Source organism: Enterocloster sp. (assembly GCF_057861365.1).
In genome coordinates this window covers 252980-265307 of the sequence record NZ_DBMACH010000001.1, presented here as the reverse complement: position 1 = coordinate 265307, position 12328 = coordinate 252980, and the positions used below count along the sequence as shown (strand labels likewise).

12 protein-coding genes are annotated in these 12328 nt (G+C 38.5%); 1 reads left to right on the top strand and 11 read right to left on the bottom strand.

The features are described from left to right. Nucleotides 1-200 precede the first annotated feature (200 nt). The 9 genes from ACZM6M_RS01360 to ACZM6M_RS01320 form a co-directional block, all read right to left on the bottom strand. The gene (locus tag ACZM6M_RS01360) at nucleotides 201-422 is read right to left on the bottom strand and encodes a heavy-metal-associated domain-containing protein (protein WP_337433689.1); all 222 of its coding nucleotides are present in this window, start codon (nucleotides 420-422) and stop codon (nucleotides 201-203) included. Nucleotides 423-542: 120 nt separating this feature from the next. Beyond that, nucleotides 543-980 (bottom strand): transcriptional repressor, encoded by a 438-nt coding sequence (locus ACZM6M_RS01355; RefSeq protein ID WP_081422996.1) that lies wholly within the window; start codon nucleotides 978-980, stop codon nucleotides 543-545. Nucleotides 981-1301: 321 nt separating this feature from the next. Then, a complete protein-coding gene (gene feoB / locus ACZM6M_RS01350) occupies nucleotides 1302-3299 on the bottom strand; it encodes a ferrous iron transport protein B (RefSeq protein ID WP_066546332.1) in 1998 nt (665 codons plus the stop codon). A gap of 78 nt (nucleotides 3300-3377) precedes the next feature. Beyond that, nucleotides 3378-3590 (bottom strand): FeoA family protein, encoded by a 213-nt coding sequence (locus ACZM6M_RS01345; protein ID WP_066546330.1) that lies wholly within the window; start codon nucleotides 3588-3590, stop codon nucleotides 3378-3380. A 202-nt stretch (nucleotides 3591-3792) separates the two neighbouring features. Continuing rightward, nucleotides 3793-4884 carry an IS66 family transposase gene (locus tag ACZM6M_RS01340; RefSeq protein WP_418926435.1) on the bottom strand — a complete coding sequence of 364 codons (1092 nt, stop codon included), beginning with the start codon at nucleotides 4882-4884 and terminating at the stop codon, nucleotides 3793-3795. Further along, on the bottom strand, nucleotides 4881-5696 hold the full coding sequence (locus ACZM6M_RS01335) for an AraC family transcriptional regulator (protein ID WP_489489410.1): 816 nt from the start codon (nucleotides 5694-5696) through the stop codon (nucleotides 4881-4883). The genes ACZM6M_RS01340 and ACZM6M_RS01335 overlap by 4 nt, the downstream gene beginning before the upstream one ends. A 210-nt stretch (nucleotides 5697-5906) precedes the next feature. Then, the gene (locus ACZM6M_RS01330) at nucleotides 5907-6860 is read right to left on the bottom strand and encodes a beta-galactosidase small subunit (protein WP_489489409.1); all 954 of its coding nucleotides are present in this window, start codon (nucleotides 6858-6860) and stop codon (nucleotides 5907-5909) included. Then, the gene (locus ACZM6M_RS01325) at nucleotides 6844-8742 is read right to left on the bottom strand and encodes a glycoside hydrolase family 2 TIM barrel-domain containing protein (protein WP_418762637.1); all 1899 of its coding nucleotides are present in this window, start codon (nucleotides 8740-8742) and stop codon (nucleotides 6844-6846) included. The genes ACZM6M_RS01330 and ACZM6M_RS01325 overlap by 17 nt, the downstream gene beginning before the upstream one ends. Before the next feature lie 58 nt (nucleotides 8743-8800). Next, nucleotides 8801-10168 carry an MFS transporter gene (locus ACZM6M_RS01320; protein WP_177958409.1) on the bottom strand — a complete coding sequence of 456 codons (1368 nt, stop codon included), beginning with the start codon at nucleotides 10166-10168 and terminating at the stop codon, nucleotides 8801-8803. Nucleotides 10169-10400: 232 nt separating this feature from the next. Between ACZM6M_RS01320 and ACZM6M_RS01315 the strand changes: the two genes are divergently transcribed. Beyond that, complete coding sequence (locus ACZM6M_RS01315; protein ID WP_418762638.1) at nucleotides 10401-11255, top strand: helix-turn-helix transcriptional regulator; 855 nt, start codon at nucleotides 10401-10403, stop codon at nucleotides 11253-11255. 408 nt (nucleotides 11256-11663) lie between these two features. On the opposite strand, the gene ACZM6M_RS01310 is transcribed toward ACZM6M_RS01315, so the two are convergent. Continuing rightward, a complete protein-coding gene (locus tag ACZM6M_RS01310; RefSeq protein WP_418762639.1) occupies nucleotides 11664-11903 on the bottom strand; it encodes a hypothetical protein in 240 nt (79 codons plus the stop codon). Between the two features lie 86 nt (nucleotides 11904-11989). After that, nucleotides 11990-12217 carry a transposon-transfer assisting family protein gene (locus tag ACZM6M_RS01305; RefSeq protein WP_417045696.1) on the bottom strand — a complete coding sequence of 76 codons (228 nt, stop codon included), beginning with the start codon at nucleotides 12215-12217 and terminating at the stop codon, nucleotides 11990-11992. Nucleotides 12218-12328: the final 111 nt, after the last annotated feature.

Genomic DNA, 12328 nt, shown 5'->3' with positions numbered 1-12328 from the left:
CTTGTGCGATTTTATTTGTGTTTTTTTCCGGTATAGAATAACATGACGAGACAAACAATCATTGCCCATGCCCATAACCTATGCTGTTTCATTCTGTCACCTCTTCTCTGGTTTGTTATTATATTCTCTCATATATATACAGTCAAAGTATTTTTCTTTTAATGAAATATTTTCTCAACAAATGGCGTGCCGCAATCATATCACCGTATTTGTATTACCTTATACCCCGCCTGCTCAACCGCTTTCTGGAGCTGCATATCTTCTACCTCTTTTTCCATAGATACAACTGCCGTTTTTTTCTTCAGATTCACTTTTGCAGATACCCCTTCCAAACGGTTCAATGCGTTTTCAACCCGATTTTTGCAATGTTCACAGGTCATGCCTTCGATCTGTACCCTCTTCTGACCTATGATATTTTTCAATTTTTTCTTTTTGTCCTGATTTGCGAAGAACCGCCACAGCATCCTCCCTGCCCCTTAAAGTGCTTTGTGCCGGAACGGATTCCTGTAAATACCAGAATCAAAAGTACAGCAATTATAATCTCATTTACCATTTTCCCACGTTCCTTTCTCCATATATACTTTCAGTTTATCAAAACTTTCATCCGACAAGATATATTCCAGCATACTGGCCTCTTTTTCTGCCTGCTGTTGATCAACTCCCGCCTCTACCAGGATTTTTAGAAAAAAAGAGTGTCTGGCAAGTATTTTGTCCGCCAATGCATTTTCTTCAATCCTCTCCTTTCCATACTGGATCTCATACATTTTGTTTCTTCGGATCGCTCCTATATCTTCCAGCGACCTGACCATTCTATAGACTGTCGCTATTCCGATCGCAGGGTCTTTTTTTATCGCTTTATAATAAATTTCTTTACAGCAGACACATTCTTCTTCCAAAATAATATCCAGAAGAATTTTCCTTTGTGCCGTAATACGGCCTCCACACGCTCTTAACTTACGGAAAATTGTTTCTTTTTCCATTTGTGTCCTGGAAAAATCCGGATTTTCATTTTTCTGGCAGCTTTTCACAGACCTCACTCCATTTCCTGTGTTTTATATAAAAGGCCCACACCTTTTCCAAAGTGCGGGCTTTCCCTGAAATTTCCTATTTTTCTGCACTATGGCATCCGCAGCTGCACACTGTATGTCCTTCTTTTCCCGAACATTTTCCTGCAGATGGGCAGCCTATACATTTAACGCCTCTCTTCTTTGCTTTCCATATATAAACAGCCGCAGCGCCTATAATCAACAGCAGGATACCTGTTACCAACAAATCTGCCATACGTCGCTATCCTTTCTTTTTTATGCGTGGAGACGATACTCGGCGCTGAAAGCTTTCTCATTTCTCTGGATCAGCACAAGCAATGCCCCGGCAAATGCAGCCACTGCGATCAGTCCCGGAACAAAACCGTTTCCAAGGGTTCCTGTTGTTATCAGCGTACCTACCTGATATACGAAAAATGCAACTGTATAACCGGTAGCTAACTGCAATGCAATTCCTCCCCACAGCCATCTTTTATCCTGCATTTCAGAATTCATCGCACCAAGGGCTGCAAAACAAGGCGGCGTGAAAAGATTAAACATCAGATAAGCAAGTGCCGCGACTTTCGTAAGTCCCATAACCATTGCCACTTCATTTGCTCCGCCAACTAACGCCAGCTCATCCGTATCAATAAAATTCGTAAGTCCATAAACAACTGCCAGGGTGCCGACCACGTTCTCTTTTGCAATAAAACCTGTGATTGCTGCCGCTGCAAGCTGCCATACGCCAAATCCAAGCGGGATCAGAAGTACTGCAAAAGGAGAAGCAATCGAGGCAAGGATAGACGTATGTTCCATTCCCTCTTCCACTACCTGGAACTGCCAGTTAAAACTCTGCATAATCTGCACTGCAGTATTACATACCAAAATGATCGTTCCTGCTTTCACAATGTATGCCTTACCGCGGGAAAGCATAGAAAGGGTTGCCCGTTTTAAACTCGGAATTTTGTATTCCGGAAGTTCAATGATAAAGAACGATTTACGGAATTTATATCCGGTAATCTTTTTTACCAATAATGCGCCCAGGAAAATCAACACAGCTCCAGCCAGATACATGGTCGGCCCTACCCATGAAGCGTCTGCGAAGAACGCCCCTGCAAATAACGCGATCACCGGGAGCTTTGCTCCGCACGGCATAAACGGCGTCAGCATGGCGGTTGCTCTTCTTTCTCTTTCGTTCCGGATGGTACGGCATGCCATGATACCCGGAATAGCGCATCCTGTTCCGATCACCATAGGGATTACAGACTTTCCTGATAAACCAACTCTCTTAAAAATCGGATCTAAAACCACAGTAGCGCGAGCCATATATCCGCAGTCTTCCAAAAGAGCAATCAGGAAATACATAACCATTACCAGAGGCAGGAAACCGACTACTGCGCCTACGCCTCCAATGATGCCATCCACCAAAAGCGCCTGAAGGAATGGATTTGCTCCTTCCACCAAACCTGCAACCCAGCCCTGAAAAGCTTCAATACAGCCAACTAACCAGTCCGCAATCCATGTTCCAACCGTAGACTGGGATATGTAAAACACGCCAAACATAACCACTGCAAAGATTGGGATTCCAACAAATTTATTGGTAAGCACCGCATCGATGCTGTCCTGCTTATTTTTATCCTTTGTTAAAACTTTTCTTTTTTCTACTGCTTTTACAATCCCATTTACAAATTCAAAGCGCTTCCTGTCGGCTGCCTCAACCTGCGCTTTGTCTTGCAGATCAATATCCGCCTGCACATATGGCGCTTTCTGCACACGTCCTTTTAATGCTGCTGCATGATTTACAACCTCTTTTAATCCTTCATGTCCTGAGGTTATAGATACAGTCTGAATAACTGGACAGCCTAATTTATCCGCTAATTTCTTTACATCAATTTCTGTTTTTTTCTTCTCCGTAATATCGCTTTTATTAAGAGCAACTACCACCGGGATTCCCAGTTCCAGAAGCTGCGTTGTAAAAAACAAACTTCTGCTCAAATTAGTTGCATCCACAATATTAATAATCGCATCCGGATTTTCGTTTTTTACATAACTGCTGGTAATACTCTCCTCCGATGTAAACGGAGACATAGAATAGGCTCCCGGTAAATCTACCGCGATCAGTTCCTCCGAACCGCCGTAATATCCTTTCTTGATCGGACTCTCTTTTTTCTCTACTGTAACTCCAGCCCAGTTTCCCACACGTTCATTTCTTCCTGTGAGCGCATTGTACATGGTTGTTTTTCCGCTATTGGGATTTCCTGTCAACGCAATTCTCATTGATGTTTCCTCCTTCATACTCAGATTAGCATAAGCTAACCCATCGTTTTAAAAAAACAGTGATCAAAATCACCATTTTTATATTGAAATAGCCTGCGCTAAATCAGTATCAATATTATATCTGCCATCTTTGATAGATACCACGCAGCCGCCTTTTCGATGCGTGATCACAGTAATCGGCTCTCCGCTGTAACATCCCAGAGAAAACAAAAATTCATTTAATTCTTCATCATCTGTCAATATATCTTTGACAATATATTCTTTTCCTTCTTTAGCCTCTGATAAATTCATAAACCTTTGGCACACTCCATTCCTTTTATATCTATATATTTATTTTATGTATCAGATAAGTTATTCTTCATTCACGCAAGTTAGCTTATCCTAATTTTTATATTTTGTCAAGTCCATTATTGAGTTTTTTTATCGTCAAACATTTAATTTGTTACTTTTCACACCCACTCCAATAACTAAAAAGAGCCAGTGTCCTGATAAATCATGTCAGGGCACCGGCTTCAACTTCTTTCTTTGGTTTTTGTGGGCTTTTACGTTCAAAAATGGCTGCGATTTCCTGATATACATTTCTGGCATCTGTGCGCAGCAAATGAACTGTGCTCAGGCCGTCACAGATATATCCTAAATTTTTTTGGCTCCGCAGAACCATTGCCTGTTTCTGTTTCCTTTTATAAACCCGGGCAAGCCTTTCACAAAGGGAGTTATTGGCAGGTACCCGTTTATCATGCAGAAAGAGAAGTTCGCTTTCTTTATACTCCCGCAGTCTGACAGACAGATTATATCCTTCCCGGTAATAATTACTTGGCGGACTGGCTTCGTATTCCTCCTTCGCCTTATCAAGGATCTCATCGTATCTCGTTTCAAAATCTGCCACGATAACCGGATCAGGCCCCTCCTCTTCGCACAGCCCGTTACGGTAATGGAGCATTTCCTGAAATAATGCATGCATCTTGTGGTTCCATTCAAGATCAGGCTCATTTTCCTTACTCCCGATCAGATATCTGCAGTCGTGCTGTGTGCATTCCTGATGCCTGGTCCCGTAACTGTAAAAAGTACGGTCATGGTCATGCACCACAGTCCCCGTATAGTCTTCCAGGGGCGTCCCTTTGACCCCTTCATGCCCTTTCTTCTCCCTGCCTATATACAATGCCGCTCCGTTAACAGGAGATGCAAGCACCAGTACCTGGGCACTCTGTCCATTTACATTTGCATTTGTAAAATCTGCATTCATGACCGGAGAAGACATGAGCCTGCTTATGATCTCCTTTTTCTCGGTTCCGGATTTTAATACGAATTCCTCACTCAGGTGGTTGAGCATTCCGTCAGATAGTTCCACTTTTCCGTCAGTCAGTTCTGAAAGCAGCGTCCTTATTCTTCCATGTGAGACATTGCATTCATTACTGAGAAGGAAAGCAAGGGCTTTTACCGTCCCGTCATAATTCACCTCATTGGTATAGCCTGGCGGGAATGGGGCATGTACACGGGCACCGGTAATACGGCTGCGGTATTCTTTTGCCGTATATTCAATTACTTTTACGGACATTTCAATTACAACCCGCTGTTTGCGGATCAATCATATCCATCTTCTCCAGCACGTAACTTCATTGCCCTATTGCGGAACTCTCTCGGAGTCATTTTATATCGTTTCCTGAATACTCTATTAAAAGTTCTTTGGCTTTCAAAACCGCAATCCAATGCAATATTTATAATAGATTCCTTTGAATCCTGTAACAAAGCTTCAGCATAATTCAAACGGACGCCATTGACATATTTACTAAAATTACAGTGAAATGTCTTTGCAAACATTCTGGATAATACATATTTGCTCACACACAACTCGTAAGCCATTTTTTCTAATGTAATCTCATCCCTAAAGTTCTTTGCAACATATTCGACAGCATTATAAATAACATCATCTTTTCCGGAAGATTCCCTTGGAATAATTTCCATATCTGTAAAGACATGAGCCAAAATCACTTGCATATATGCCTTTTCCAATCTCCCATTATATTTTTCTTGTTTGATCAGTTGATTGATAACATATTCTATATCAGGAGAAATATTATCTTTTTTTATAATCGGGATTCTCGGACAGTTGCTCTGCAATTCTTCAATATAGGATGAAAAAAATGTAGGGTTTGCGAACAAATAGATTGCTCTGTTTCTTCCACTTCCAAATACCTGATAATGATGAATTACATTTGGAAAAACAATTCCAAAATCTCCCTTTTCCAAATGATATAATTCCTTTCCAACTCCTAGTTCAACACTTCCCTCTGTCACAAAAACCATTTCTATTGCATCATGTAAGTGTGGTGGAACATGGATAGATTTCTTGCGTTCATATGATATTTCCGTATTTCTATTTTCGTATGTTAATATCAATCAAATCACTCCTGTTGCAATTTTTGTCCACATATTATTCTATTATGACACGAATTCCAATTCACTCTTATATATAATGGAAACAGAAAAGGAGGTATATAACCATGAAAAAACTTATCAGTTACTTAAAATATGTTATGTTTTTCTATAAGGACTACTATAAATGCTACCATCCAATGTAGTTATGATGCTAAAGCAGGCATTTCTTTTTTAACAAATCACAAAAGAATATTTTATATCGTCCTCTGCACTAATATGATAAGCCTCTTCCACATCACTGCCCCAACTGTCAATTCCGCCTACACCTCTTACCGCTCCATAAATACAAAGCACAGTTCTTCTTGCCGGCGGAAGTTCTTCATGATGAGTTGCATTTTCAATCTCACTAGCTGTATAAGGCAGACAGGAAAATGCGAACCCTTTGTCTTTCTTCTCTATTCTAAGAATCTGATTGGAATTTCCTTTTCTACAGTTATTAAGGCTTGTATGCCTTGTTACCTCCAGCCACTCTGTACCCATTCTCATTCCACATTCCTGCGGAACAAGATAATTTGTAAGGCTTATATCGTCTATCTCAAAGATTCCCTTCTCAGCTCCCGCCATTCGATCCGGATAAGTTTCTCCAGAAAGTCCTTCATATGTATATTTGTCTGCAAGTGTTGGCATAATGAAACGAAGTCCAAATACTGGAAGCTGCGGCAAGCCCTTTGCTCCTTTATAGGAAACATTTACAGCAATCTTTCCCTTGTTATCCACACTATATACCACCTCAACGGTTGTAGCAGGTGTTGTTATCGTTTCATATACATATTTTACAATTACATTCTCGGCAAATACATCACCGCCATACTTGTTGTTTTCCGGAGCACAGGGCTTTCCCTGAGATTTACCATCGGTAATTACTTCAACATCTTTACATTCAATAAACATATCTGCTGCAAGCCAGCTTCCGCTCTTAATATGGAACTTACTGCCTCTATCATTATCCGTGGTTGCTCTCCAGAAAGTCGGTTTCGGACAGCGATAAAGCCACTCATATCCATTTTTCACAAGGGATTCCAGACCACCCTGTACATAAGAAAAAATGTAATCAAATCCTTCCCCATGAACACCAAGTGTAAAATCTCCATATACTACTCTCAATGTTTTAAATGTACAACCCATAGTAATACCTCACTTCCTGCATTGCCGGTTTTTCTTTTCTGTCAGCAAATAGAATTCCGTTTCCTGAAAATTCATAGTCTGCCGGTCTGTCATCAAAATCTCCGCCATACCTTAGTACTTCTTTCCCTGTAACCTCATCTTTTACTAAAATTGCCTGGTCAATGAAGTCCCAGATAAAACCACCCTGATACATTTCATATTTATCGATCAGCTCCATATAAGAACCAAGACCACCCATAGAATTTCCCATATCATGCATAAACTCACATAAGATATACGGTTTTTTAGCACTGTTAATCAGGTACTCTTCAACATCAGCCGTTTTTGCATACATACGGCTTTCTATATCAGAAATGGTATCTTCATACGCCCTGTTGTAGTAAGAACTTTCATAGTGAACTAATCTTCCATCCTTCTTATCTTTAAAATATTGATTCATCGCCTCAATATTATCTCCGGCATATGACTCATTTCCCAAAGACCAGAACAAAACCGATGTATGATTTTTAAATGTTTCAAAGTTATTTCTTGCTCTGTCAATAACCGCTTCTTTCCACTGCGGAATAGAACCCGGTACATTACAGGATGGCTCAATGGCTCCCAGTTTCTGAAATGAGCCATGACTTTCAAGATTTGTTTCTGACATTAAATAAATTCCTTCTTCGTCACACATATAGTACCAAGGAATCTGATCCGGATAATGGCATGTCCTCACTGCATTGATATTATTCCGTTTCACACATTTCATATCAGAAATCATCTCGTCCATTCCGATCACTCGTCCGGTTTTCGCATTCCACTCATGCCTGTTCACACCTGTCAGAATCAATCTTTTTCCATTTAAGTACATTACCTTATCAATAATCTCAAGTCTTCTAAACCCAACTCTGTAAAATACAACCTCTGCAAGCTGTCCATTCTCATAAACTTCAATAAATGCCTCATAAAGATAAGGGCTGCGATTATCCCAAGGAATTACTTTTTCTACTTCTGCCATCATAGAGCCTTGTACCATACCTTCGGTATCTTCTAAAGCGATATCTTTACATAAAAGTTTATTTCCGCTCTTGTCAGCAAGTATAAATTTTGCACTCTTTTCTCCTACCTTTACAGCAGAAATCTTTACATCTACTCTAATTGCACCACTTGTATTATCCTCGTTCAAAGTAGGTTTAATCCACATATCCTGTACATGAACATCCGGAATCGCCTTCAATGTCACATTTCTAAAAATACCAAAGAAGCGGAAGAAATCTTGATCCTCTAAAAAAGCTGCTGTGCTCATCTTGTGAACCTGTACCGCAAGCACATTATTTTTTGCTTTAATATATGGGGTCAAATCAAACTCCGATGGTGTAAAACTGTCCTCTGCATATCCGATAAATTCCCCATTTAACCAGACATACATTGCCTCTTCCACACCTTCAAAGCAAATATGGATTCTTTTACCAACCAGATTCTCATCAAGATCAAAGTGTTTTACATAAGAGCCTACCGGATTATACTCTGCTTTGCTGAACATTCCAGCTCCATCACCAGCACCATCTATGCTATGTGCACCTCTAAGGTATCTTTTCCCCTCCCAAGGATACAGCGTATTGATATACCGAATCTGATCATAACCGGCAAGCTCAATGTGACCGGGAACTAGAATCTTGTCAAAACCACTTCTATCATAATCTGTCTGATAAAAATTCATCGGTCTTTCCATAACATTGATGCTGAATTTAAAATCCCATTCGCCATTTAATGATTGCATCAGTTTATTCTTACCGCTCTTGAACTCCTCATAATTCAGATAATAATTATGATCACTATGAGCCTCTATCTGATTTACACGAAACACTTCCGGATTATCTAACCATTTAATATCTGCCTGCATAATATTCCTCGCTTTCTGAAATAGCCTCTAAAGCTTTTACTCTAAAGGCCATTTTTATTTACTGTCTTTCTGCTTTCAATTTTTCATTAGCCTCTTCCACATTCATAAATGAAAGAATGATTGTAATAACCAAATCAAAAATGAACGGAAGCCAGAGGTACATAAAATACATCATATTAATACAACTGTCTGGCTGTACCGCAGCATCACCATTGATAAATCCACTCATTTCGAGCAGCCAACCTGCAATTGCTGTACCAAGACCACCGCCAAGTTTTACACCTAATGAAGTGCATGAATACATGATTCCATCTACTCTTTTTCCGGTCTTTAAATATGTATGTTCTGAGCAAGATGCAATAACCGCATTCATGTCGCCCTGCCAAGGTCCCTGTCCTAAAGCTGCGATTGCTGTAAAGAGTAACATCAAGGGTACACTTCCCATGTATCCTGCTACAACTACCAGCAAACGACCTGCTGTTGCTACCATATAGCTGTACTTATTGAGTTTATACATTCCCTTCCATCTGGAAACCAAATTAGGTGTAAACACCAATGCTATAATTAACGGAATATTTACTGCCCAGGAGAATGCTCCAAACAAATTTTTATTAAGAAGCACATATGTCATAAAATAGATTCCAATGTTAATCATTGCTCCATATAACTGTTGAAGAATATATACCCCACAAATCATTAAGTAATACTTATTGCTGAACAGTAACTTTGCCGACTGAATTAAAGTAAGTTTGTCATCCTTTTTTTCCTCTGCATCTTCACAGTCCTTCAGTTCTTCTTCCGGAAGTTCTTTTACAGAAAATACTGCAAGAGTATTTGTAATAACACCTAAAATACAGTAAATAATAGCTATGTTTCTCCAGCCTACTGCTCCACCACCTAATACATCAACCGCACTTACTGTAATTGTCTGAATAAATAAGCTTGTAGTAAATGCAAAGATGAATCTGAAAGACCCCATCTGCACTCGTTCTTTACTGTTTTTTGTTACAAGTGCTGTAAGTGCCGAATATGCTATATTGTTAGCCGTATAAAACACAGCATTCAATAATGTATACGCAATAAAGAACCAAGCATACTGTGCTGTTTTTCCAATATTAGTAGGGATTGCAAATACTCCGAATAATGTGATTGCACATCCGAAGAAGCCCCAGAACATCCACGGTCTTGCTTTACCCATTTTGCTCTTTGTCTTATCAATCATTGAACCAAAGAATACATCTGAGATTCCATCAAACAGCTTTGATACTGCAATCAATGTTCCTACAATACCCGCATTTAATCCTACCGTGTTTGTCAGATAAATCATTACAAACGATGATAAAAATGCATAAACCACATTACCTGCAATATCACCTGTTCCATATCCGACAATGTTTCGCATTTTTAGGTACCTTTTTTGCTCCATAATAACAATCTCCTTTTCTTTTGATAAATTTGTAACCTCGCCGTTGCAAACCATGTCTTTCTTATGTAAGAAATTATACTAAATCGACTCTGAAAAATACATATCAAGAATTTGACAAAACATGCACAAAATGATACAATTTCTAAAATAACGTAAGTTTTATCTATTTTTTCATCAAAGTGCACATCAAAAAAATGAACCAAGTCAGAAAAATGGGGGGGATAAAGTAAATATGTACACCAACAATGCCTACCTAAACAATACAACTATGGACATAAAAGATAAATCGAAACCATTAATTGTAACCAGTTGCGGTACTTATCACTTGTTTACCCGCCCTAAATTACCAACCTGGCGACCACGTGGTCGTCGTGACTTTCAGCTACTGTACATTGCATCTGGAAAAGCCCACTTTCATTTCAGCCAAAAAGAAGAGATTGTTACAGCCGGTCATATAGTTCTTTACAGACCAAAAGAGCCGCAAAAGTATGAGTACTATGGCGAAGATCAAACCGAAGTATACTGGGTTCACTTTACAGGAAACGATGTAACGAACATCCTTCGCTATTACGGTTTCACAAAAGGCAAACATGTATATTACTGTGGTAAGAGATTAGAATATCAGAATCACTTTAAAACAATGATTCAAGAACTTCAAATGTGCCGGGAACATTATGATGGAATATTAGAAATGCATTTAAGAGAAATATTTATCATGACACACAGACATTTTCAGACAAGTTCAAAAATGGGTAACAGCCAGATTGCAGAAGACATGGACTCTGCAACACTCTATTTTAACGAACATTATAACCAAGAGATAAACATTGAAAAGTACGCACAAAGCCACAATATGAGTACAAGTTGGTTTATTCGTAACTTCAAGCAATACACAGGATTTACTCCTTTACAATATATATTATCCATTCGAATATATAACGCAGAAGCCCTGTTAAAAAACAATATATATAATATCACAGAAGTAGCCAGTATTGTTGGATATGATAATCCATTATATTTTAGCAGAACATTCAAAAAATTGAAGGGTATTTCTCCTTCTGAGTATCGAAACAGTATTGAATCGTAGCATTACTAAAAAGTCATACCTGCACATATTTCTTTATCTTGCAATTTTTGTCCACTTTTCAAATTAATTTGGCGAGCAATATATCCTATTTGGGGTTATGATTACTTCAGAAAAACAAAAGGAGATGAGAAATATGAAACAGAAAGTAATTAATTTCATTGATGAAGTACTTAATTTTTACAAACCAGTATTTCTTCATCCGACAAGCTATGTGCGGTAACCCGCAGAAAAAACTTTTTTCCTTTTCTTAAATTATTTAACCTCGCCAGTTATTATAAATAAGAAAGAAATATTCTAAATCATTCTGTGTAAACCGCTTAGATTGATGAACAAATATTAGATTTAAGTAAAGAATAAACAGGACTGAACAGCAAATTTCTATATTTTGCTGTTCAGCTCCGCATTTTATCATGTATACCCATAGAAAAAAGAACGACTAATTTTCAATCCCAAAAACAGAAGTCCAATTATCAATGCAATCAAAGAAGCTATTGTCAAAAAAGAACCCACATATTCCAAACTCGCAGAAAATAAAATTGCATCCTTATTAGATGTATTACTCACAAATATTGCCGCTGATAAGTATTTTGCTGAAATTAAAATTGATGATATCAAACAAAAAATAGCACCTACGCCTTTATCATTCACTATTATACACCTCCAGATTGCTTAATTTTAAATTTTATTTTCTATTTCAATTATACTACATTTTATTTGTATCGTAAATTCTGTTTTTATTCTGCCGCTACGAATTCCATTGCCTCAAATTCCTCATCTGACATACTGTCCAATTTTTCAAGTACTCTTGACACCACTTCCAACATTTCCATATCATCCAAATATTTCTTTACCTCTAAAATACTCTGTATAACTGCTTTTCGCCTTTTGCCATCAAAAATGCTGATTAAGTTGAATAATCCGGGGTAAAATCCATCACTTGTCCGGTGCTTGGAAATCACCATTACGTTTTGCAGGAAATCACGATTCTGTCAAAAAGGAAATCATTTTATTACTAAATCCTTATAATGAAGATATGCACCCTATGGTGTAAATTCATTACAAGGAGGTCACGA

Bases quoted from the DNA above. Each gene is read 5' to 3' on its own strand.
- ACZM6M_RS01355 (WP_081422996.1), bottom strand. From the start codon at position 980: ATGGAAAAAGAAACAATTTTCCGTAAGTTAAGAGCGTGTGGAGGCCGT.
- feoB (WP_066546332.1), bottom strand. From the start codon at position 3,299: ATGAGAATTGCGTTGACAGGAAATCCCAATAGCGGAAAAACAACCATG.
- ACZM6M_RS01345 (WP_066546330.1), bottom strand. From the start codon at position 3,590: ATGAATTTATCAGAGGCTAAAGAAGGAAAAGAATATATTGTCAAAGAT.
- ACZM6M_RS01330 (WP_489489409.1), bottom strand. From the start codon at position 6,860: ATGGGTTGTACATTTAAAACATTGAGAGTAGTATATGGAGATTTTACA.
- ACZM6M_RS01325 (WP_418762637.1), bottom strand. From the start codon at position 8,742: ATGCAGGCAGATATTAAATGGTTAGATAATCCGGAAGTGTTTCGTGTA.
- ACZM6M_RS01320 (WP_177958409.1), bottom strand. From the start codon at position 10,168: ATGGAGCAAAAAAGGTACCTAAAAATGCGAAACATTGTCGGATATGGA.
- ACZM6M_RS01315 (WP_418762638.1), top strand. From the start codon at position 10,401: ATGTACACCAACAATGCCTACCTAAACAATACAACTATGGACATAAAA.
- ACZM6M_RS01305 (WP_417045696.1), bottom strand. From the start codon at position 12,217: ATGGTGATTTCCAAGCACCGGACAAGTGATGGATTTTACCCCGGATTA.